This window comes from Streptomyces sp. Ru71, from assembly GCF_002920535.1.
In the GTDB taxonomy this organism is placed as follows: domain Bacteria; phylum Actinomycetota; class Actinomycetes; order Streptomycetales; family Streptomycetaceae; genus Streptomyces.
This window is the reverse complement of sequence record NZ_PQSS01000083.1, coordinates 1-21,882: the sequence shown is the minus strand read 5'-3', so window position 1 is coordinate 21,882 and position 21,882 is coordinate 1. Positions and strand designations below refer to the sequence as shown.

Here is a 21,882-nt window from a genome sequence, read left to right as displayed (position 1 = left end):
CCAGTTCCCCCGTGCGAGAGGTCGCACCGGGCGGGGAGCAGGGGATGAACAGGGGGGCAACATGATCAAGGGAGGCAATGCCTTCGTACCGTCCGTGCCGCTGCGCGTCGCCGTGCGCGGCGGGGTGGACGCGGCGGGGCTGCTGCTGGCGGCGGACGGCCGGGTCCGGGGGGATCTGGACGTCGTCTTCCAGGGTGCGCCGGTCCATCCGTCGGGCGCCGTGCGGCTGGCCGCCGCCGAGGACGGCACGGCCTGGCTCGACGTGAACCTGACGTCGCTGGAGGAGGCCGTCGACCGTGTCCTTGTCGTCGCGGTGACGGAGGACGGCGCGATGCGCGACATTGCGGGCCTGTCGGTGGAGGCGCTCGCACCGGACGGCACGTCCGTCGTCCGGTACGACGTCACCGACGCCGGCGGTGAGACGGCCATGGTGCTGGCGGAGCTGTACCGGCGCGCGGGCGGCTGGAAGTTCCGCGCGGTGGGCCAGGGCTACCTGGAGGGCCTCGCGGCGCTGGCGTCGGACCACGGGGTGGAGGTGGCGGCCGAGGACGTCCCGGCAGCGGAGCCCGGCCACGAGCCGACGGCCACGGTGATCGTCCCGCAGGCGCCGCCGGCCGCGCACCCCGCAGCGCCGACGATGGCCGTACTCCAGGAGCCCGGGCCCGCTCCGGCCCCCGCCGCACCGGCTCCACCGGCCGCGGCGCAGCCGTGGAGGTGGTCCTTCGGCCCGGACTTCGAGCCGTACGCGCGTACCGGCCGCGACAACGACGTGATCACCGTCGACGGCCTTCCGCGCGGTCCCGTCGTGGTCGAACTCGCCATATCCGGCGACGGGTACACCGGACTGTGGGTCATCGACCGGCTCAACAAGGACAAGACGAACCTGGTCAACAGCACCGAGGACAACTTCCAGGGACGCCTCCTCACCGAGGTTCCCGGCAACGGGCGCCTGCGCCTGCGGCTCCAGGCGGAGGGGCCCTGGCAGGTGCGGGTGCTGCCGCTGGCGCAGGCCCGGACGCTGACCGGGGAGTGGCAGGAGGGCAGGGGCCCGGAGGTCCTGCTGCACACCGGCGGAACGGCCGACCTGTCGATCCACTACCGGGGGGACGACAACCTCATCGTCCACCTCTACGAACTGGCGGGCCACGAGGACCCCACCGCCCTCCCGAAGAAGCGCAACGTCGTCAACGAGATCGGCCGGCGGCGGGAGACCGTGCCGCTGCCTCCGGGACCGCTCGTGGTGCAGATGGAGATGGCGGACGGCCCCTGGCGGGCGCGGCTGAAGGGGATGGAGTCCTCCGACGGGCCGCAGGAGCCGGCGCAGGTCTCCTGGTCGGGCGGCGCACCGCGTGGCCAGAAGGAGGACAGCGGGGTCCGCAAGATGCAGAACTGGCTGCGCCGGAGCCGCTGGTGAACAGGGCGGCCGCCCGCTGAGAGGGCCACGGCGGCGAGCCCGCGCCACGCGGACCCGCCGCCAGGCCCCCCGTCACACCCCGCCCGGCACGCCCCGACCCAGGATCCCGTCGAGGTCGGCCGTGGCCGGCAGGGTTCCGAAGGCGTGGCCCCAGTCGCCGCCCAGGCGGGTCGCGCAGAAGGCGTCGGCGACCGCGGCCGGGGCGTGGCGGACCAGGAGGGACGCCTGCAGGGCGAGCGCCATCCGCTCCACCAGCCGGCGGGCGGTGACCGGTGAGGCGTCCCGCAGGTCGTCCCGCAGCCGGCTGACGGCCGCGTCCAGACGCGCGTCCGCACCCCGCGCCAGGGCGAGTTCGGCGAACAGGGCCTCGGCCGTGGCCGGTTCACGGACCAGGGCCCGCAGCACGTCGAGCGCGTTGACGTTCCCCGACCCCTCCCAGATCGACAGCAGCGGTGCCTCGCGGTAGTGCCGGGGCATGCCCGAGTCCTCCACGTAGCCGTTGCCGCCGAGGCACTCCAGCGCCTCCGCGGTGAAGGCCGGACCGCGCTTGGTCACCCAGTACTTGCCGACGGCCGTGGCGATCCGGCGGAACGCCCGCTCTCCCTCGTCGCCGCGCACCGCCCGGTCGGCCGCCCCGGCCAGCCGCAGCGTCAGCGTCGTCGCGGCCTCCGACTCCAGCGCGAGATCGGCCAGCACGTTGCGCATCAGCGGCTGGTCCAGCAGCCGCGCCCCGAAGGCACCGCGGTGCCGGACGTGGTGCCCGGCCTCCACCAGGGTCTTGCGCATCAGCGTCGCGGAGGCCATCACACAGTCGAGCCGGGTGCAGTTGACCATCTCGATGATCGTCTTCACCCCCTGGCCCTCCGGCCCGACCAGCCATGCCACGGTTCCGTCGAACTCCGGCTCCGAGGAGGCGTTGGAACGGTTGCCGAGCTTGTCCTTCAGCCGCTGCACGCGGAAGGCGTTGCGGCTGCCGTCGGGCAGGACGCGGGGGACCAGGAAGCACGACAGGCCGCCCGGGGCCTGCGCCAGCACCAGGAAGACGTCGCACATCGGCGCCGAGGTGAACCACTTGTGGCCGCGCAGCGTGTACATGCCCGGCTCGGCGGTCGGCGTGGCCGCCGTCGTGTTGGTCCGGACGTCGGAGCCGCCCTGCTTCTCCGTCATCCCCATGCCGGCCAGCAGCCCGCGCTTGTCGGCCGGCGTCCGCAGCCCGGGGTCGTAGACGCGGCTGGTCAGCAGCGGCTCGTAGACCTTGGCGAGCTCGGGCTCGCGGCGCAGCGCGGGCACGGCGGCGTACGTCATCGACGTCGGGCAGCCGTGCCCGGCCTCGCTGTGGCCCCACACCAGCCCGCCCGCCGTCCGCGCGACGTGCGCGCCCGGCCGGTCGTCCGCCCAGGGTGCGCCGGCCAGGCCCTCCTCGACGGCGACCCGCATCAGCTCGTGCCAGGACGGGTGGAAGTCGACCTCGTCGATCCGGTTGCCGTAGCGGTCGTGGGTGCGCAGCTCGGGCTCGTGCCGGTTGGCCAGCTCGCCCCACTCCTGCGCCTGCGCGCTGCCCGCCCGTTCGCCGAGCCGCCGGATGTCCGCCTCGGCCCAGCCCGCACCCTCCCGGCGCAGCCCCTCCAGCAGGGCGACGTCGTCGGCGGCGTCGTACGGCGCCAGGGGCGGCGGCTGGTTGCTGACGTCGTGCGTGCGGTACGGCTGCGGCCAGGCGGTCCCGGGGATCGAAGTCATACCCGCCATGTTGCACTCTCGCTGCGGCCGCAGCAATACTGCAACAACCGAGGCCGCGATTACAGTACAGCCCCATGCGCAGCACGAACGTCCCGCAGGATCCGCCCGGCGGCGGCCTCGCCCTGCGCCCGCTGTCCGCCCGGTCCGTCGTGCTGAGCCTGCTGCTCGGCGCGCACCCGCCGGAGCTGCCGGTCAGGGAACTGACCCGCGCGGTGGAGCCCTTCGGGGTCGGCGGCTCCACGCTGCGTGCCGCGCTCAGCCGGATGACGGCCGCCGGCGACCTGCGCCGAACCGGCACCGGCTACCGGATCGGCGAGCGGCTCCTGGAGCGTCAGCGCCGCCAGGACGACGCCGTACGGCCCCGCACGCGCGCGTGGGACGGCGACTGGGAGATGGTCGTGATCACGGCGACGGGCCGCGGCCCCGCCGAACGCGCCGACCTGCGCACACGGTTGACCGGGCTGCGACTGGCGGAACTGCGCGAGGGCGTCTGGCTGCGCCCGGCCAACCTGGACCGCCCGCTGCCCGCCGGACTCACCGAGGTCGCCCAGTCCTACACCGCCCGCCCCGACCGCCCGGCGCGCGAACTGGCCGCGCTTCTGTGGCCGTTGGACGCCTGGTCCGTCACCGCGCACGAGCTGCTCGCGCACGCGGCGGCCGCCGAGCGCCCGGCCGACCGCCTCACCGCCTTCGCCGCGGTCGTACGGCATCTGCTCGCCGACCCGGTGCTGCCGCCCGAACTGCTGCCCGCGCACTGGCCGGGCCCGGCCCTGCGCACCGCCTATGCGGCGTACCAGGCGGGGCTGGCCTCCTCGGTGGGCTCGGGCCGCGCGGGGTGACCGCGCGGCCTGGCCGCGACATGCCGGGGCCGTACGAGGGGGCCTGAACACCCCTTCGTACGGCCGTCGTTCATCGCGCCGGGCTCACTTGTAGGTGATGTCGGACGCGGAGTACTTGCAGTAGGTGCCGTCGGGGCCCGAGCCGTTGGTGGTCGGCTCCTTCCCCGTGTTGTTGCCGATGTACTTCTGGCAGGGGACGATCTTCCTGCCGGTGTCGCCGACGATGGTGATGTTCCGCAGCGTCGCGCTGTCGCCGTAGTTGGTGTTGATGCCGACGAGCGCGGTGCCCTTGTAGGTCGCCTCGATGGTGTCGAGGTTGATCGTCCGCTTGTACTGCGTCTTGCAGTTGCCGCAACTGCGCACCAGCTTGCCGAAGTTCTTCACGGCGAAGTCCGACACGTTGAGCGTCCCGGCGCCGTTGAACTGGAAGACCTTGTCGTCGGCCTCCTTCGCGCCGCCGCCGGTGACCGTGTAGACGTTGGACGACGAGGAGCCGAGGAAGGTCGCCGCGTCCTCGCCGACGTCCTCCCACCAGACGTTCTGCAGCGTGCAGCTGCCCAGGCAGTGGATGCCGTCCGCGGCCGGGGAGCCGATGATGACGTTCTTCAGTACGGTGCCGGGCGCGAGTTCCAGCAGGGGGCCCTGGTCCTCGTCCTGGCTGCCGGAGCCCAGGTCCCCGCTGCCGTACAGGCGCTTCATGCCGTAGTCCTTGGTGCCGGACAGCTCGATGGTCGAGGAGACCGCCTGGCTGCCGTTGGCGGTGGGCCAGGTGGCGGCGCTCGCCGGGGAGAGCGCCCCGCTGGTCATAAGCATGCCAACCGCAAGTCCGGTGGCGGCCAGTGCGCCGATCGGAGCGCGCCGGCGTGCGCGCCCGGGTGTCGTCGAAGCCATGTCCCGAATGCTTCCTTTCGGTGGGGGGTGATCGATGAGGTCAGAGCTTTCCGGCACCCGCCCCGGACGTCACCGAGGCGACGACAAAGGAGGCCGGCTCGGCGGTGTAGCCGTAGGGCGGGCTGGTGAACGTGCCGACCCGCGAGACCTCGGTCGCGGCTCCGCCGAGGTCGTTGCCGCGCAGGTTGGCGTAGCCGTCGACGTCGCTGTCGCGGCTGGTGGTGACGGCGACCTTCGTCGAGCGGAAGACGTTGTTCTCCACGAGCATCTGCGCGCCCATGCGCGAGTGCACGGCCGTCTCCGCGCCGACGACGTAGTTGTCGTAGAAGTGCCCGGTGCCGAAGCGCAGGCTGGGGATGCGGGAGTAGACGTTGCTGAACCAGTTGTGGTGGTACGTCACCCGCAGATGCCCGGTGTCCTCGTCGGCGTTGTTGTCGCTGTGTCCGACGAGGGAGCCCTTGAAGTGGTCCTTGAAGGCGTTCCAGGACACGGTGACGTGGTCGGAGCCGTGGTTGACGTCGAGCAGGCCGTCGTAGTGGTCCTTGTCGTGGTCGCGGTCGGCCGCGAAGGAATTGTGGTCGATCCAGACCTTCGTCGACGCCTGCACGGTGATGCCGTCGGCGGGCGCCATGGGCTTGCTGATGTTCAGGTTGCGGATGACGACGTTCGTCACCTTCTTCAGCCGCAGCCCGCCGCCCGTGAAGCCGGAGGACGAACCCACGCCCAGCACCGTGGTGTTGGAGCCGACGTCGACCTGTCCGCTCAGCGGGATCACGCCGTCGACCTTCACGACCTTCGCGGTGCTGCCGGTGACGGCCGACCTGAAGGCGTCCAGCGTCGAGACGGTGACCGCGGTGGCGCTGCCGCCGCCGGTCGTGCCGGCGCCGAAGCCGACGGGTGAGGTGTCCGCCGCGCCGGCCGGCTGGGACAGGGCGAGGACGGCGTACGCGGCGAGCGCGACCGCCACCGCGGTCGGACGCAGCCGTTGCCCGTGTGGGGGGTGAGTACGCATGCGGGTGTCCCTTCAGGAGGGAGATCGAGGTTCGGATGTGTGAACGGCGTACTTCAGACTGAACGCGGAGCCCGTGCGAAGTGGTGAAGTCACACCCATGAGGCGGCGACTGGTCACATCGCTGAACGGAACGTAGAGGGTAAGCGCTTTCTGGTCAACGCCTCGCGTCGCACGGTTTCGGCCACTCGGCACCGTCCGTGCCCCCCGGAAGGTCCCCCGGAAGGAGGCATCCCCGAGTCGGCCCCAGGATCACGTGATGACGAGGCACTTCGCGGGAACCCGGCAGGTCCACGAAGCGATGACACGCGAGGTGAGGACAGTCATGGCTACGCAGCAGTCGTCCACGGCGGCTCTCCGCAAGCCGCTGCGCACCGCCGCCTCGGCGATGCGGCGGGTGCCCGGCGCGAGCCTGGTGGGCCGTACGGCCGGTGGGGCGCTGGACAGAATCGGTGCCATGTCGCCACGTGGCCGTCGGCTGGCGGTCTACACCGGCGCCGGGGTGCTCGGGGTCGCCGGCGTGGTGGAGTGGCCCGTCGCCGTCACCGGAGCGGCCGTGGCCTGGCTGACCCAGCCGCGACCCGGGGAACCGGACCAGGGCGCCGGGACGGCGTCGGGGAGGGCGGACGAGGTGGCCGGTTCCGTACACCGCGGGTCCTACGGTTCCGCACACCACGGACCGGTCGGTTCGGCACGGCCGGGCGCGGCCGGCGTGCGCGGCGCGAAGGGGACCGCACGGCCCGGGACGGCCGGTTCCGCACAGCGCGGGACCGAGGCCGCGCCGGCCGGCGACTCCCGGCACGAGACCGCGATGGCCAGGAGCGCCGCCAAGCAGGTGGCGAAGACCGCCACGCTCAGCGCGGCCAGGGGGCCGAGCGTGCACCACGTCGGCACCCGCATGAGGAAGAGCACGGCGTCGCCCACGCGGACCAGGCTGGGGGCCTTCGCCCCGGACGCCCGGCCGTCGCACGGTGAGGAGTGAGGGACTTCATGGGCCTGGGTTTGCTGAAGCTCCCCGCGGCGGCCGCCGCCGTCCTGCCGGCCGGACCCGGCCTGCTGGCGCGCGGCGTCGCGCCCGTGGCCGATCTGGCCGCCGGGGCCGTGGGCCTGGCCGCCGGCACGGTCGCCGGGGCGGCACGGGCGGGAGCACGCGGCGCGGACGCCGCGGTCAGAGTCGGTCGCGTCGCCCGCGGCGCGCTGCCGGGCGCGGGCGTCCACTGGCGCTCCGGCCGGCGGGCGCACGTCGCGCTGCGGCCGGCCGCCGAGGAACACCTACGGCGGGCGGGCGGGTTCGACCAGGCGGCGCGACGGGTGGCGCGGATCCTGGCCGAACGGCCCGACGTCGCCTTCGCGTACTGGGACGGCGGGCTGGCCCGGCTGGTGGTGACCGCCACCGAGGACGCCCTGTCCGACCGGGTCCTGGAGCACGCCACCGAACTGGCCGAACGCCACGGCCTGGACACGGCGGACGTCGCGGACGAGGACATCGAGGAGTTCCCGCACCCGGGCGACCGGGCCGGGGTACGCACCGCGACGACGGCCCTGCTGACCGACGCGGCCGGTACGGTGGCCGCGCTGACCGCGTACACGCTGCGCCTTCCCCCCTCACCGCGGCTGGTGACCGCGGGCGTGACCCTGCTGCGCGAGAACCCCCGGGTCCGCGGCTGGCTGCGCCGGCGGTTCGGCCGCTCCCGGATGGACCTGCTGCTGGCCGCCGCCAACGCGGCCGCGCACGGCGCCGGGCAGACACCGACCGCGCTGCTGCTTGACGGCGCCCTGCGCGGCTGCCAGCTGGCGGAGACGGTGGCACGCTCGGCGGCGTTCGACGCCGTCCACGACCGGCTGTGCACGCCCGAACGCACCGGCGTGCACCCGAGCGCCCGTCCGCGCCCGGCGCTGCGCGCCACCCCGGCCGAGGAGTACGCCGCCCACGCCGGCACCGGCAGCCTGCTGGGCGCCGTGGCGGCGCTACTGGTCAAGCACGACGTGAACGAGGCCGCCGAGGCCGTCCTCGCCGGTTCACCGAAGGCCGCCCGCTACGGACCCGCCGCCTTCCACTCCGTGCTGGGCATGGCCCTCGCCCGCACCGGCGTCCTCGTACGGGACAGCGAACGGCTGCGGCAGCTGGAGACGGTCGAGTCGGTGCTGCTGCATCCGAGCGCGCTGCGCCACCCGGGCGCGGGCCCCGACCCGTGGGCCGAGGCCGTGCTGGACGCGGCGCGCGGCGCGGGACTGCGCGTGGTGATGGTGGACGACCCCGCCCTGGCGGACTTCACCGGGCTCGCCGACCACATCGTGCCGGCCGGCCGGCCGCTCGGGGAGGCGGTGGAGACCCTGCGCGGACGCGGCCCGGTGCTCACCGTCGCCCGCCCGGCGTCGGCCGAGGACGACGACGTCCTGACCGGACTGCTCGCCGGTGACGTGGCCGTGTCCCTGGCGGACGGCGACGCCGCCGTCGTATGGGGCGCGGACCTCGTCGCCTCCGGGGGCCTGCGCGACGTGTGGCGGTTGCTGCGGGCGGTGCCCGTGGCGCGGGACGTGGGCCGCAGGTCGCAGACGCTGGCCCGGTCCGGCGCGGCCCTGTCGGGGCTGCTCGTGGCGGTCGGCGAGGCCCGCCCCGGCAGGCGGGCCCTCATCCCCGGGCTGCGGCACGCCCCGGTGGACGTGAGCGCGGCCGTCGCCCTGGTCAGCGGCGCCCGGGCGGCGCTAGGCGTGGCCGTGGTCCGCGCCCCGCGCCCCCGCGAGCGCGTCGCCTGGCACGCCCTGGAGCCCGAGGCGGTACGCGAGCGGCTGGCGGCCCGCCGCGAGGACCGGCCGTCCCTGCGGGACCAGACGTCCGCCCAGGTGCGCCGGACCGTCCGGCGGGCCGGGAAGATCCCGGTGCTCGCGCCGGTGCGCTGGACGGTGCAGCTGGCCCAGGCGATGCGCGGCGAGCTGCACGATCCGCTCACCCCGGTGCTCACGGTCGGCTCGGCCGCCGAGGCGGTCCTCGGCTCGGCCGCGGACGCGCTGCTGGTGGTCGGCGCGCTGGACCTCAACGCCCTGGTCGGCGGCATCCAGCGGCTGCGCGCCGAACGGGCGCTGTCCGGGCTGCTCGCCGAGCACAAGCGCAAGGCACGGCTCGCCTCGGACGAGTGGCGCGAGCCGCACACCGTGGACGCGGCCAAGCTGCACGCGGGCGATGTCATCGACCTCAAGGCGGACGACGTCGTACCCGCCGACGCCCGGCTGCTGATCGCGGACGGTCTGGAGGTCGACGAGTCCGCGCTGACCGGTGAGTCCCTGCCGGTGGACAAGACCACCGACGCCTGCCCGGCCGCCGCGGTGGCCGAGCGGCGCTGCATGGTGTTCGAGGGGACGACCGTGGTGGCCGGCAACGCCCGCGCGGTCGTCGTGGAGACCGGTGAGCGCACGGAGGCGTCCCGCGCGGTCCACCTGGCCGCCCGCAGGCCGCCCGCCGCGGGCGTCCAGGCCCGGTTGCAGGAACTCACCAGCAAGGCCCTGCCGCTGACACTGGCCGGCGGCGCCGCGGTGACCGGCCTGTCGCTGCTGCGCGGCACACCGATCCGCGAGGCGGTCAGCGGGGGAGTGGCCGTCGCCGTGGCCGCCGTACCCGAGGGACTGCCGCTGGTGGCGACGGTGGCGCAGCTCGCGGCGGCCCGCCGGCTCAGCCGGCGCGGGGTGCTGGTGCGGGCGCCGCGCACGCTGGAGGCGCTGGGCCGGATGGACACCGTCTGCTTCGACAAGACGGGCACCCTCACCGAGAACCGGCTGCGCCTGGTGCGGGTCACCGACGCCGACGGCACGGTCCGCGCACGGGACGAGGCCCCGGGCAGCCGCGCCCTGGTCCAGGCGGCGCGCGCCTGCCCGCAGCTGAACGGCGGCTCCGACCGGCCGGTGCACGCCACCGACGAGGCCGTACTGGAGGCCGCCGGGGACGATCCGGAGTGGACGCAGGAGGAAGGGCGCCCGTTCGAGGCCGGACGGGGGTACGCCGCCGCCGTGGGGCGGGACGCGGACGGCGGGCGCGTCCTGGTGGTCAAGGGCGCCCCGGAGAACGTCCTGCCGGCCTGCGGCAGCCGCGCCGAGGAGGCCTCCGACGCCGCGCACGCGCTGGCCGCGGACGGGCTGCGCGTGCTGGCGGTCGCCGAACGCCGTCTGGACGAGCAGGAGTCGGCCGCCGACGCGCTCGAACAGGCCCTGAACGACCTGGAGTTCACCGGTCTGGTCGCGCTGGCCGACGTGGCGCGCGAGACGTCCAACGCGCTCGTGCACGGGTTGCGCGAGGCGGGCGTACGGCCGGTGATGCTGACCGGCGACCACCCGCAGACCGCGCGGGCGATCGCCGTCCAGCTGGGCTGGCCCGAGGACACCGTCGTGGTCACCGGCGACGACCTGGCCGCCGCCGACCGGGCCGAGCGGTCCCGGATGCTGCGCGACGCCGGGGTCGTGGCCCGGGTGGCGCCGGAGCAGAAGCTCCAGGTCGTGGAGGCGCTGCGGGACGCGGGCCGGGTGGTCGGGATGGTCGGCGACGGCGCCAACGACGCCGCCGCGATCCGCGCCGCCGACATCGGCGTCGGTATCAACGCGCGCGGCTCGGCGGCCGCCCGCAACGCCGCCGACCTGGTGCTCACCGACGAGGACCTCGGGGTCCTGGTGGAGGCGGTCGGCGAGGGCCGCGCCCTGTGGCACAGCGTCGCCGACGCCATCGCCATCCTGATCGGCGGCAACGCGGGCGAGGTCGGCTTCGGCATCGTCGGCACCGTGCTGGGGGGCCGGGCGCCGCTGTCGACCCGCCAGATGCTGCTGGTGAACCTGTTCACCGACCTGTTCCCGGCGATGGCCGTCGCGGTCACCCCGGAGAAGGACCCGAGTGAGGAGGCGAGCGGGCCGCTGGGCACGTCCATGCTGGGCGAGCCGCTGATCGAGCAGATCCGGCACCGTGCCCTGACGACGTGTCTGGGCGCGGTGGCGGCCTGGCTGTTCGGCCGGTTCACGCCCGGTACGACCCGCCGGTCCACGACGATGGCGCTGTGCGCGCTGGTCGGCACGCAGCTCGTGCAGACGATGGCCGACCGGCGGGGCAGCCCGCTGGTGCGGGCCACCGTACTCGGCTCGGCCGCCGCCCTGGTGCTGCTGGTCCAGACTCCGGGCGCCAGCCAGGTCTTCGGCTGCACACCGCTCGGCCCGGTCGCGTGGGCCGGGGTGGCCGCGGCGATCGCGCTGGCGCTGGCGGGACAGCGGGTGCTGCCGCGGCTGGAGCGGACCGTGCTCAGTCTGGCGCGGTGAGCGTCGCGGTCGCGGCGGTCACACGGACCGGTGGTACTGGTCCGGCACGTGCACCTCGCCGCCGAGTTGCCGGGCCGCCTGCCGCGCCCACGACGGGTTGCGCAGCAGCTCGCGGCCGAGGAGCACGGCGTCCGCCTCACCGTTGGCGAGGATCTTCGCGGCCTGCTCGGGCTCGGTGATCAGGCCCACGGCGGCCACCGGCAGCGACGTCTCGGCCTTGACGCGCGCGGCGAACGGCACCTGGTAGCCGGGGCCGGTCGGGATGCGCGCGCCGGAGACGTTGCCGCCGGTGGAGACGTCCAGCAGGTCGACGCCGTGTGCCCGCAGGTCCCGCGCGAAGCGCACCGTGTCGTCGGCGGTCCAGCCGCCGTCCTCCAGCCAGTCGGTCGCCGAGATGCGGAAGAACAGCGGCTTGTCGTCCGGCCACACCGCGCGTACGGCGTCGACGACCTCCAGGGCGAACCGGGTGCGGTTCTCGTAGGAGCCGCCGTAGGCGTCGGTGCGGTGGTTGGAGTGCGGGGAGAGGAACTCGTTGATCAGGTAGCCGTGGGCGCCGTGGATCTCGACGATCTCGAACCCGGCGGCCAGCGCCCGCCGGGCGGCGTCCGCGAACTGGCCCACGACGGCCCCGATCTGGTCGGTCGTCAGCTCGGTGGGCACCGGGTGCCGCTCGTCGAAGGCGAGGGCGCTGGGCGCCAGCGGCTGCCAGCCGTGCGCGTCCGGACCGACCGGGGCGCCGCCCTTCCACGGCTGGTCGGTGGACGCCTTGCGGCCGCCGTGTCCGAGCTGGATCGCCGGCACGGTGCCCTGACCGGCGAGGAAGCGGGTGATGCGGCGGAACGCCTCGACCTGGGTGTCGTTCCACAGCCCGAGGTCGTACGGCGAGATCCGGCCCTCGGGCGAGACGGCGGTGGCCTCGACGATGATCAGACCGGTGCCGCCGGCCGCGCGGGCCGCGTAGTGCGCGAAGTGCCAGTCGTGCGGCACGCCCGCCTGCGGGCCCTCGGGCGCGGCCGAGTACTGGCACATCGGCGGCATCCACACGCGGTTGGGGATGGTCACTTCGCGCAGTGTGAAGGGCTCGAAGAGGGCGCTCACGGCGGACTCCATTCGTCACGGGACCGGTGGTCGGCTCGTACGATACCCGTCGTAGTACGGTGGATGTCAAACTACGAGGGTCTTCGTACAATGGAGGCCATCCGACGAAGTGGAGCCCGCCGTGACCCCCGCCGCCGCTGTCAGCAGCCGTGAGCTTCCGCACCCGGCGCGGGAGGAGATCCGGCTGGAACCCGTTCTGCACGCGCTGTCCGACCCCATGCGGCTGCGCATCGTGCGCGAACTCGCCGCCGAGACCGGCGAGCTGTCCTGTTCGCACTTCGACCTGCCGGTCACGAAGTCGACCACCACGCACCACTTCCGGGTGCTGCGCGAGGCCGGAGTGATCCGGCAGACCTACCAGGGCACGGCCAAGATGAACGGCCTGCGCCGCGCCGACCTGGACGACCTCTTCCCCGGCCTCCTGGACGCCGTCCTGACCGCCGCGACCCACGAGGCAACCCGCCTCGCCTGACGCGCCCCGAAAGGGGCGCGGGGAACTGCGCGAGCAACCACGATGAACCCGCACACGCCGAAAATAGCGAGGCTCAACGGCGCTGATGCGAGCCCCGCCCAAGCGAAGGGGCCTCCTACCCGGCGGAGCCGCGCGCTGCCGTCAGCAAGGAGTCCCAGTCCGGCAGTTTGACCACGTGGCGGCCGAGGGACGTGCCGAGCGCCGCCTCCGCGCGTTCGATGGACTGCCAGCCCGCCCACTCGACCGGCTCGACGCCCGCCGCGCGCAGTGCCGCCAGCGGATCGCCGGGCAGTTCCCTGCGGGCCAGCGCGGGGGCGTCCTCCAGCAGCGAGGTCGCCGTCTCCTTCGCGCACGGCCGGTTGGTCCCGATGACGCCCGTGGGCCCCCGCTTGATCCAGCCCGACACGTACTCGCCCGGCGTGACGACCCCGTCCCGCAGGACGCGCCCGGCCGCGTTCGGCACCGTGCCGTGCTCCGCGTCGAACGGCAGCCCCTCCAGCGGCACCCCGCGATAGCCCACCGACCGCAGCACCAGCTGCGCCGCGATCTCCTCGAACCGGCCGGTGCCCACCACCCCGCCCCGCCCGTCCGGCACCGTCCGTTCGAAGCGCACCGCGCCCACCCGGCCGCCGTCGGCGAGGAGCTCCACCGGCCGCAGGAAGAACCGTGCCCGGATCCGCCGCCGGGCGCCGGTGACCGCACGCCGCTCCGCCCACTCGCGCAGCACCTCCACGTTGCGGCGCTGCGGCGCGGGCAGTGCCGACGGATCGGCGTACTCGGGGTCGGCGGCCAGCTCGGCCGGGTCCACCAGCACGTCGGTGTCCGGCAGCGCGCCCAGCTCGCGCAGCTCCTTGGTGGTGAACCGGGCCTGCGAGGGGCCGCGCCGGCCCACCATGTGGATCTCGGTGATCCGGCTGGCGGCCAGCACGGTCAGCGCCGCCTGCGGCATGTCGGTCGGGCTCAGCTCCGCCGGGCCGCGCGCCAGCATCCGGGTGACGTCCACCGCCACGTTCCCCACACCGATGACCACGGCCGACCGCGCACCGCTCAGATACCCGTCGGCCACCGCGTCCGGATGGGCGCTGTACCAGGCCACGAACTGCGTCGCGGACCAGCTGCCCGGCAGGTCCTCGCCGGGAATGCCGAGGTGCCGGTCGGCGGCGGCGCCCACGCAGTACACCACCGCGTGGTACAGCTCCCGCAGCCGCGCCACGGGCACGTCTCCGGCGCCGACCCGGACGCCGCCGAGGAAGCGGACCCGGGGCTCCTCCAGGACCGTGCGCAGATTGTTCTGCAGCGACTTGATCTTCTCGTGGTCCGGCGCGACGCCGTAGCGGACCAGGCCGTAGGGGCACGGCAGCCGGTCCAGGACGTCGACGAGCACCTCGGGGTCCTGCTGGAGCAGGCTCTGCGCGGTGTAGACCCCGCTGGGGCCGGAACCGACGACAGCGACACGGAGCACGGCGGAACTCCTTCGTCGAAGGGCTTCCCGGCTCCAGCATCGCACCGCGCGGGCTGCGCTGACAGGGTGCTGTCCGGGCGGACGGATGCGTGTCCGTTCGTATGGAATGTGATCATGAGGTTACGTTGCGTGTGTGCTTGAAGCATCCTTTCTTAATCTTTCCGATCGATCGGAGGCGGACGGCGCGGTGACCGTGTCGCCCGCGTGGGAGGTGCAGGAGGAGGCCGGCGCGACGAGGTGGTTCCACGTCCGGCTGGCGTTCCCCGACGGCGCCGGCGTCGAGGCGCTCGCCGTGGTGGCCGAGGGGTGCGTGTCCATCGAGGACGTCCGGGCCGAGCCCGCGCTGTCCCTGGACGATCTGTCGGTGCTCGCGGACTGGATCGAGGGGCCGTTGTTCGAGGCGTGCGGGATGGACGCGGAGGACGTCGACGAGGACGGCGAGGACGATCCCGCCGAGGGCGAGCGGACCACGGGGCGCCGGGCCCGGCCCGCCTGGCCGCGCGGCATCGAGGGGCGGTGGCAGGTCGCCCAGGAGTACCGCGCGGCCCAGGAGGAGGGCGTCGACCCGGTCCTCGCGGTGATGTGCGCGACCGGCCACAGCCGCCGCAAGTCCCTGCGGCTGATCGCCCAGGCCCGTGACGCGGGCTTCCTGACCCCACGTCACGCCCGCCGCAGAACGGACTAGCCGCTCACCGCGCCCTGCCGCAGGACGGACCAGCCGCTCACAGCGCCCCGCCGCAGAACGAACCGGCCGCTCACCCCACCCCGCCACACGCCGGACCGGCACCTCACCGCATCTGCCGCATCCGGGTGATCTCGCTGGTCTGCTGGGCCACCACGTCGTCGGCCATCTCCTCGATCCGGACGTTGTTGCCCTGCGCCTTCACGTCCGTCGCCATGGTGATCGCGCCCTGATGATGGGTGATCATCAGCGTGAGGAACAGCGCGTCGAACGCCGCCCCCCGCGCCGCCCGCAGTTGCGAGAGCTGCGCCTCGGTCGCCATGCCGGGCATACCGCCGTGCAGGTGTCCGCCGGCGCCCTCGTCCTTGCCGTACTCCTTCAGCCAGGCCCGCATGGTGGTGATCTCCGGCCCCTGGGCCGCCGCGATCCGGGCCGCCAGCCGCCGGACGTCCCCCGACTTGGCCTGCCGTGCGGCGAGTTCGGTCATCTCCAGCGCCTGTTCGTGGTGGACGATCATCATGCGCGCGTACGAAACGTCGGCCGCGTTCGGCGTGTCGTCGTCCGCGCGCTGCCGAGCCGCGTCCTCGGCGGACAGGGTGCGGTTCGCCTCACCGGGCAGGCCCGGCACCAGCACCGAAGGCCCGCTGCTCGCAGGGGACTTGGCCTGCGCGTCGGAGTCACACCCGGTGAGCCCGAGCAGGGCGAGGGCGGAGAGTGAGACCGTGGCGAGGACCGGACGCAGTCCACGGCGCAGCAGCAAGGCGACCTCCCGAGGTCTTCATGACGATCACATTGCCATCTGTTGATCTGGGCATGATGAAGACGATACTGCGGGGAAGCGTGAACCGTTCCGACCGGAACGGCGACGAGGGAGGACACAGTGACCCTGCACGATCCCCGAACACGACGCAGACGCCTGGGAGTTGCCACCGCGGCGGCCGGCCTGCTGGCCGCGCTCCTCACCGCCGCACCGGCGGGCGCCACCCCCGACCCGGGCGACCACCCCGCCGCGCCGAAGGAGGTCTCCCGCAGCGCCCAGGAGCAGGCGGCCGAGGCGATGGCGTCGGGCGAGATACCCGCCCAGGACCAGATCGTCCACTCCGCGAACCTCCAGCACCTGACGAACATCCCCAAGGACGCGCTGCCCGGCACCAATTCGGACCTCGCCTTCCAGGGCAGATACGCCTTCGCCGGCAACTACGACGGCTTCCGCATCTTCGACATCTCCGACCCGGCGTCGCCGAAGACGGTCTCCCAGGTGCTCTGCCCCGGCTCGCAGAACGACATCTCCGTCTCGGGCAATCTGCTCTTCCTGTCCACCGACTCCTCGCGCAGCGACAGCAGTTGCCACAGCACCACGCAGCCGGCGACCGAGAAGTCCTCCTGGGAGGGCATGAAGGTCTTCGACATCAGCGACAAGCGCAACCCGAAGTACGTCGCCGCCGTCGAGACCGCGTGCGGCTCGCACACGCACTCGCTGGTACCGAAGCGGGACGACGTCTACATCTACGTCTCCTCCTACTCGCCCAGCGCGAGCTACCCCGACTGCCAGCCGCCGCACGACGGCATCTCGGTCATCAAGGTGCCGCGCAAGGCGCCCGAGCAGGCGGCCGTGGTGAACTTCCCGGTGCTCTTCCCCGGCGACGGCCCGGACGGCGGCGGCAACCCCGGCGCCCCCACCAACCCCGGCGTCTCCAAGACCACCGGCTGCCACGACATCACCGTCCTGCCGTCCGAGGACCTGGCCGCCGGCGCCTGCATGGGTGACGGCATCCTGTTCTCCATCAAGGACCCCGAGCACCCCAAGGTCATCGACCAGGTCCAGGACAACGTCAACTTCGCCTTCTGGCACTCGGCGACCTTCAACCAGAAGGCGAACAAGGTCGTGTTCACGGACGAGCTCGGCGGCGGTGGAGCGGCCACCTGCAACGCCGCGACCGGGCCGAACCGGGGCGCCGACGGCATCTACGACATCGTTGGCAAGGGCGACAAGCGCAAGCTCGTCTTCCGCGGCTACTACAAGATCCCGCGCCACCAGGCCGACACCGAGAACTGTGTGGCCCACAACGGCTCGCTGATCCCGGTCAAGGGCCGCGACATCATGGTCCAGGCCTGGTACCAGGGCGGCGTGTCCGTCTGGGAGTTCACCGACTCCGCGCACCCGAAGGAGATCGCCTACTTCGAGCGCGGCCCGCTGACCACCGACACGCTCACGGTCGGCGGCGCGTGGTCGGCGTACTACTACAACGGCTACATCTACTCGAACGACATCGCCAAGGGCTTCGACGTCCTGAAGCTCACCGACCGGCGCACGGACCCGGCCCGCCGGGTCCAGCTGCGCGAACTCAACGTCCAGACCCAGCCGGACTACTTCGACTGACCCTCCGGCCCTTCGCCGGTCGCGAAGAAGCGGGACACGTCCTGCTCGCACCCCCCGCCGGGCGCCTCGGCGTCCGGCGGGACCCCCATCTCCCAGGCGAGCCCGTAGCGCCGGAACAGCTCGGCGCGCATGGCCGTGATCGACATGGGCAGGTTCGGCAGGACCATCGCGTACACGGCGCCCATCAGCACCGACCGCAGCATCGGGTAGTCGCGGTCGACGTCGCACGAGCCGTAGCGATCGACGGTGGCGCGCAGCAGCTCCGCCAGCCGCTGCTGCTCCGGGCACTGCACGAACCCCTCCGCCTGCAGCAGCCCCGCCATGTGCTGGCGCATCAGCACCGGCTCGTCCCGGCCCAGCCCGAGGATCGCGTCGATCGCCCGCGCCATGCGCTCCCGGCCGTCGTCGGTGCGCGGCTCGCGCTCCAGGGCCTCCTCCAGCGTGCGGTGCATCAGCCGGTGCACGGCCGACTGCACCAGCCGGCGCTTGCCGGGGAAGTAGTACGACACCAGTCCGCGGGCCGAGCCCGCGCGGTCGGCTATGTCGCCGAGCGTCGTCGCCTCGTAGCCACGCTCCCGGACGAGCTCAAGTGCCGCCTGCAGCAGCCGCTCCCGGGAGCGCCGCCGCAATTCCTCATTGACCGAGGCGCTGCGCGGGGACATGCTTGACTCCTGCGTTGACTGGCTGCCAGCCAACTATACTCAGCGCGTGTCGGCCGGTCCCTGCGCGGATCCGGTCGGCCTTGCGGTCCGCTCTGGGCGACGCGGGGGATCGTCCAGAGCGGACTTTCTTCTCGCCCCGATGGTCGCCCCAGGCAATCGCACCGGTCCGGCGCCGACGTGACCGGGCCGGCGTCGGCGCATCGGTCGCCGGGGCGCCTCCCTCTCCCTAGAGTGGGCCGGAGACGGCCGGCCTAGGAGGCGTGCGGGGATGGAACGCGACGAGCGGATCCTGGCCAGGATCACCGAGATGGTCGACGACGAGCGCCGGCTGCGGGACGACCTCGCGGCCGGCCGGATCGACGGCATCACCGAACGGCAGCGGCTCGGCGAACTGGAGCGCGAGCTCGACCGCTGCTGGGACCTGCTGCGGCAGCGGCGTGCCAAGGAGGAGTTCGGGGAGAACCCGGACGAGGCCGAGGTCCGCCCCTCCTCGCAGGTGGAGGGCTATCTGGAGTGACCGGCGGGCGGGGTCAGCCCACCAGCGCCGGCACCGGACGCAGCCCGTCGGGCCGCTCGTGGACCGGCAGATGCTCCACGAAGTGCACTCGGCAGCCCAGCGCCGCCGCACCACCGTCCGCCCGCGGATCGTCGCCGACCATGAGCACCTCGCCCGGATCGGTGTCGAGCGCGGCGCAGGCGGCGGCGAACAGCCTCGGGTCCGGTTTGCGGATGCCGTGCTCGTACGACAGCACATAGGTGTCGACGAAGGCGTCCAGGCCGTGGGCGCGGAAGACCGGGCGCAGGTCCCAGCCGATGTTGCTCACCACACCGATCCGCACGCCCCGCTCCCGCAGGGCGCCCAGCACCTCGCCCGCGTCCGGGTAGGGCGTCCAGGCGGCCGGCGTGCGGTGCCGCTCGTAGAGAGCCTCGTGCAGACCCTCGCCGGGCAGCGGCACCTGGCGGGCCAGACCGGTGTAGGCCGCGCGGTGCAGGGCGCTGCTCTCGTCGCGGGTCCTGAACACCTCGGCGAGATGGTCCGGGACACGCAGCGGGTCCGGCCCGCCGGGCAGCGCGCCCGCCTCCTCCAACGCCCGCACGGTCTCGGCGAGTTCGGGTTCGGGCAGGGCGACCCCCGCCTCCGCGAGCGCGGCGCGCAGCCAGGACTCGACGGACTCGATGCGGAAGAGCGTGCCGGAGAAGTCGAAGAGGACGGCGGTCATGCCGGCGATCATACGACCGCCCGCACGGCTCACGACCGCCCGCCGGCACACGACTCCTTGCCGTATCCCACCGCCTCAAGGCCGCCAGCGCAGATGAGCCGCCACCGCCACCGCCACCAGCGCCGCGCCCAGCAGCCAGCCGCCGAGGACGTCCGAGGGCCAGTGCACACCCAGCCACACCCGGGTCGCGCCGACGCCGGCCACGGACACCACGGCGACACCGACCGCCGTACGCCGCAGGCCCGGCCCGGCGCCGTAGGCGTGCACGAGCCACACCAGCAGCCCGCACACCACCGTGGCGGTCATGGCGTGACCGGAGGGATAGGCCGCGTAGTGCGCGGAGTCGACGGGGTCCCGCCACACCGGGCGGGGCCGGTCGACGGCGGCCTTCAGGGCCTGCTGGACGACCGTGGCCAGGGCGGTCACGGTCACCAGCCACACCGCAGTCCACCACGCCGCCCGTCGCCACAGCAGCCACAACGCCACCACCGCGCACAGGAGGCGCAGCGTCGTCGGGTCCCAGACCCAGTCGGTGAGGATGCGGACGACATGGGTGAGCCCGGGGTCGCCGACCGCCCAGCGGTGGGTGGTGCGGGCGATGTCCCTGTCGGCGCCGGTCAGCGGGTGCCATCTCACCGCGACGAGGGCGGTGAGCAGCCCCGAGCACAGCGCGAGCAGGCAGGCGCAGCGCAGTGCGGAGCGGTGGGCGGGGGAGCGGGGCGGCGCGTGGAGGGACGGAGGGTGCATGGAGCGATCCTCGCCGACGCGTGGTGTGTGAGGCCAACCCCGCGTAGGTATCAGGGCCGCCCCCGGCGTCAGCCCAGTGCGCGCAGTCCCGGGACGAGCGTCACCAGCACCGGGATCACCGGCACCAGGGCGGCCATGGCGGTCAGTCGCAGCCGGCGGGCGGCGGTCAGCCGGGCCGGCGGAGTCAGCAGCCGGTGCACCCGCTGCGGCACATGGGCCTTGGCGCTGGGACACGGCCCGAAGACGCCCCGGCCCTCGTTGAGTTCGACCAGGGCGAGCGCGGTGGTGAGCCGTCCGAAGCGGCGGGAGGCCATGTCGTCGGCGGCGAGTTCGACCAGCCGGTGCATCTCGTCGCGGAACGCGGCGAACACCGGTACCTGCGGGAAACCGCCCGCGAGCGCGGCGGAGCAGTGCAGCAGCCAGTCGTGCCGGGCCCGCGCGTGCCCCTGCTCGTGCGCGAGGACGGCGTCCAGCCGGCGCCCCTTGAGGCGGCGAAGCGCGGCCGTGGTGACGACCAGCCGGGGTGCCGTGCCCGGCAGCCACCAGGCGTCCGGCCGCTCCCCCTCCAGGATGACGAGCCGCCCCTCACCCGGTTCCTCCCCGGGCAACTGCGGGGCCCGCACGAGGAGTTCGGCCCGGCGCAGCCGCCGCCGGGCCCGCGCCCGGGCCACCTCGCGGAACAGCATCGCCGCGGTCCACACGCCGCCCAGTGCGAGCGTCACGGCGGTCGTCGCCGCCCAAGGAGCGCCGACCCCGAGGGCGTAGGCCTCCACCACGGCCCGAGGCGCCGACGCGAACACATGGCCGCGCACGGCCTGCCAGGCGACCGCCGCGCTGAGCGTCATCGACAGGGCGCAGCACAGCAGTACGGCGGCCACCACGCACTGCCACATCCACAGGGCGACGACCGGTTCACGGTCCGCCCAGTCGGCCCGGGCGAGCAGGCGTGGTGCGACGACGGCGGTCAGGGCGCCGAGCAGCAGCAGGGTCGCGGGCACCAGCATGGGCAGCAGCCTATGAGGCGCGGCTACTCGGCGGTACGCATTGCCTCACCAAGTGACGCACACCACGGGCCGGTCACAAGGTCAGCAGCATCGCCACCATCGCGATCCCCATCGACAGCCGGCAGGCCCGCGCCAGCTCCGGCCGGTCCCCCCACCCCGTCACGGGCGGAGCGCCGGCCACCGCGGCGACCGGCACGAGCCGGGCACCCGACAGCAGCACATACCCCGCGAAGTACAGCAGCAGCACCCCCGTCACCACCGGTACGCCACCGCCCGCGTGCCCGTGCCGGTGCTCCGGCGCCCCCGCCATCACCACGGCCATGTAGACCATGGCCGCGGCTCCCACCAGATGGTGCAGATGGTGGGCGCCGCGGCGGGCCGCCCACAGGGCCTGCACCGCCGCCAGCCCGAACACCACCGCATAGACGGGCCAGGCCCACACCGGCGGTGTGTACACCGCGGCCGGCACGGCCATCGCTGCCATCCCGAAGCCCATCAGCGCCTCGCCGCCCGCGGCCCGGCGCTGCTCCGCGCTCCCGCTGCGCATCCGCAGCAGGCAGTAGGCGCCGGTCGCCGCGCACAGCGCGACCAGGAGCCAGCCGGACGAAGCCGGTCCGTGCACGCGCACCTCCCCGCTCGACGGTGGGTCCAGGGGGAGCGATGCCCGGCCGGGCCGGTGCGCACGCGAGCGCAAGGGTGTACACGGGGCGCGCGAAAGGGAGCGCGGAACCATTTCACAAGTAAAACACTTGCTAAACTAATATCCATGCACATAGGCCCCCGCTCCCTCCCCCTCGCCGGTGCCCTGCGGCTGGGGCGGCCCTCCCCGATCTGGTTCAAGCCCGCCCTGAGCGTCGTCGTCTCGGTGGCCCCGCCGAACCTGATCCTGCTGGCGCTCGGCCGCCTCGACCTGGCGATGTACACGATGGCCGGATCCCTGTGCGCCCTCTACGCCCACAACCGCCCCTACGCCACC

General features: G+C 73.8%; 19 protein-coding genes and 1 pseudogene. 9 read left to right on the top strand and 11 right to left on the bottom strand.

Annotation, left to right across the window (positions count from 1 at the left end; all coding sequences use genetic code 11):
- Nucleotides 1–61: 61 nt before the first annotated feature.
- Nucleotides 62–1,414: a TerD family protein gene (locus C3489_RS39915; RefSeq protein ID WP_103785639.1), complete on the top strand. Its 1,353-nt coding sequence runs from the start codon at nucleotides 62–64 to the stop codon at nucleotides 1,412–1,414.
- 72 nt (nucleotides 1,415–1,486) lie between these two features.
- Here the strand turns inward: C3489_RS39915 and C3489_RS32140 are convergent, their stop codons facing one another.
- Nucleotides 1,487–3,151, bottom strand: a complete 1,665-nt coding sequence (locus C3489_RS32140) for an acyl-CoA dehydrogenase family protein (RefSeq protein ID WP_181139927.1) — start codon at nucleotides 3,149–3,151, stop codon at nucleotides 1,487–1,489.
- 74 nt (nucleotides 3,152–3,225) lie between these two features.
- Between C3489_RS32140 and C3489_RS32135 the strand changes: the two genes are divergently transcribed.
- Nucleotides 3,226–3,990 (top strand): PaaX family transcriptional regulator C-terminal domain-containing protein, encoded by a 765-nt coding sequence (locus C3489_RS32135; protein ID WP_103785637.1) that lies wholly within the window; start codon nucleotides 3,226–3,228, stop codon nucleotides 3,988–3,990.
- Between the two features lie 84 nt (nucleotides 3,991–4,074).
- Here the strand turns inward: C3489_RS32135 and C3489_RS32130 are convergent, their stop codons facing one another.
- Both C3489_RS32130 and C3489_RS32125 read right to left on the bottom strand, forming a co-directional pair.
- Nucleotides 4,075–4,881, bottom strand: a complete 807-nt coding sequence (locus C3489_RS32130) for a pectate lyase (RefSeq protein WP_103785636.1) — start codon at nucleotides 4,879–4,881, stop codon at nucleotides 4,075–4,077.
- Between the two features lie 40 nt (nucleotides 4,882–4,921).
- Nucleotides 4,922–5,893 (bottom strand): polysaccharide lyase family 1 protein, encoded by a 972-nt coding sequence (locus C3489_RS32125; RefSeq protein ID WP_103785635.1) that lies wholly within the window; start codon nucleotides 5,891–5,893, stop codon nucleotides 4,922–4,924.
- 322 nt (nucleotides 5,894–6,215) lie between these two features.
- On the opposite strand from C3489_RS32125, the gene C3489_RS39690 reads away from it, so the two are divergent.
- Nucleotides 6,216–6,872 (top strand): hypothetical protein, encoded by a 657-nt coding sequence (locus tag C3489_RS39690; RefSeq protein WP_103785634.1) that lies wholly within the window; start codon nucleotides 6,216–6,218, stop codon nucleotides 6,870–6,872.
- An 8-nt stretch (nucleotides 6,873–6,880) separates the two neighbouring features.
- On the top strand, nucleotides 6,881–11,179 hold the full coding sequence (locus C3489_RS32115; RefSeq protein WP_103785633.1) for a cation-translocating P-type ATPase: 4,299 nt from the start codon (nucleotides 6,881–6,883) through the stop codon (nucleotides 11,177–11,179).
- Nucleotides 11,180–11,197: 18 nt separating this feature from the next.
- Here the strand turns inward: C3489_RS32115 and C3489_RS32110 are convergent, their stop codons facing one another.
- The gene (locus C3489_RS32110) at nucleotides 11,198–12,277 is read right to left on the bottom strand and encodes an NADH:flavin oxidoreductase/NADH oxidase (protein WP_103785651.1); all 1,080 of its coding nucleotides are present in this window, start codon (nucleotides 12,275–12,277) and stop codon (nucleotides 11,198–11,200) included.
- Between the two features lie 121 nt (nucleotides 12,278–12,398).
- On the opposite strand from C3489_RS32110, the gene C3489_RS32105 reads away from it, so the two are divergent.
- The gene (locus C3489_RS32105; RefSeq protein ID WP_103785650.1) at nucleotides 12,399–12,749 is read left to right on the top strand and encodes a helix-turn-helix transcriptional regulator; all 351 of its coding nucleotides are present in this window, start codon (nucleotides 12,399–12,401) and stop codon (nucleotides 12,747–12,749) included.
- Between the two features lie 115 nt (nucleotides 12,750–12,864).
- Here the strand turns inward: C3489_RS32105 and C3489_RS32100 are convergent, their stop codons facing one another.
- Nucleotides 12,865–14,211, bottom strand: coding sequence for an FAD-dependent oxidoreductase (locus tag C3489_RS32100; RefSeq protein ID WP_103785632.1), 1,347 nt, complete (start codon nucleotides 14,209–14,211; stop codon nucleotides 12,865–12,867).
- Nucleotides 14,212–14,398: 187 nt separating this feature from the next.
- Here C3489_RS32100 and C3489_RS32095 point away from each other — a divergent pair, with 187 nt between their 5' ends.
- On the top strand, nucleotides 14,399–14,896 hold the full coding sequence (locus tag C3489_RS32095; protein WP_103785631.1) for a DUF6214 family protein: 498 nt from the start codon (nucleotides 14,399–14,401) through the stop codon (nucleotides 14,894–14,896).
- Between the two features lie 103 nt (nucleotides 14,897–14,999).
- Here the strand turns inward: C3489_RS32095 and C3489_RS32090 are convergent, their stop codons facing one another.
- Nucleotides 15,000–15,653: a DUF305 domain-containing protein gene (locus tag C3489_RS32090; protein ID WP_258055048.1), complete on the bottom strand. Its 654-nt coding sequence runs from the start codon at nucleotides 15,651–15,653 to the stop codon at nucleotides 15,000–15,002.
- 120 nt (nucleotides 15,654–15,773) lie between these two features.
- Here C3489_RS32090 and C3489_RS32085 point away from each other — a divergent pair, with 120 nt between their 5' ends.
- On the top strand, nucleotides 15,774–17,273 hold the full coding sequence (locus C3489_RS32085; RefSeq protein ID WP_103785630.1) for an LVIVD repeat-containing protein: 1,500 nt from the start codon (nucleotides 15,774–15,776) through the stop codon (nucleotides 17,271–17,273).
- Here C3489_RS32085 and C3489_RS32080 read toward each other — a convergent pair.
- Nucleotides 17,261–17,935 carry a TetR/AcrR family transcriptional regulator gene (locus C3489_RS32080; protein ID WP_103785629.1) on the bottom strand — a complete coding sequence of 225 codons (675 nt, stop codon included), beginning with the start codon at nucleotides 17,933–17,935 and terminating at the stop codon, nucleotides 17,261–17,263. The two genes, C3489_RS32085 and C3489_RS32080, sit on opposite strands and share 13 nt — an antisense overlap.
- A gap of 268 nt (nucleotides 17,936–18,203) precedes the next feature.
- Between C3489_RS32080 and C3489_RS32075 the strand changes: the two genes are divergently transcribed.
- The gene (locus C3489_RS32075; RefSeq protein WP_103785628.1) at nucleotides 18,204–18,452 is read left to right on the top strand and encodes a DUF2630 family protein; all 249 of its coding nucleotides are present in this window, start codon (nucleotides 18,204–18,206) and stop codon (nucleotides 18,450–18,452) included.
- 13 nt (nucleotides 18,453–18,465) lie between these two features.
- On the opposite strand, the gene C3489_RS32070 is transcribed toward C3489_RS32075, so the two are convergent.
- The 4 genes from C3489_RS32070 to C3489_RS32055 all read right to left on the bottom strand — a co-directional run bounded on the left by C3489_RS32070 (nucleotide 18,466) and on the right by C3489_RS32055 (nucleotide 21,528).
- Nucleotides 18,466–19,155 (bottom strand): HAD family hydrolase, encoded by a 690-nt coding sequence (locus tag C3489_RS32070; RefSeq protein ID WP_103785648.1) that lies wholly within the window; start codon nucleotides 19,153–19,155, stop codon nucleotides 18,466–18,468.
- Nucleotides 19,156–19,230: 75 nt separating this feature from the next.
- Nucleotides 19,231–19,902 (bottom strand): phosphatase PAP2 family protein, encoded by a 672-nt coding sequence (locus C3489_RS32065; protein WP_103785627.1) that lies wholly within the window; start codon nucleotides 19,900–19,902, stop codon nucleotides 19,231–19,233.
- Between the two features lie 68 nt (nucleotides 19,903–19,970).
- Nucleotides 19,971–20,906, bottom strand: a complete 936-nt coding sequence (locus C3489_RS32060; protein WP_103785626.1) for a M56 family metallopeptidase — start codon at nucleotides 20,904–20,906, stop codon at nucleotides 19,971–19,973.
- Nucleotides 20,907–20,979: 73 nt separating this feature from the next.
- On the bottom strand, nucleotides 20,980–21,528 hold the full coding sequence (locus C3489_RS32055) for a DUF5134 domain-containing protein (RefSeq protein WP_103785625.1): 549 nt from the start codon (nucleotides 21,526–21,528) through the stop codon (nucleotides 20,980–20,982).
- 144 nt (nucleotides 21,529–21,672) lie between these two features.
- On the opposite strand from C3489_RS32055, the pseudogene C3489_RS32050 reads away from it, so the two are divergent.
- Nucleotides 21,673–21,882, top strand: a pseudogene (locus tag C3489_RS32050) (FUSC family protein); the annotation flags it as partial.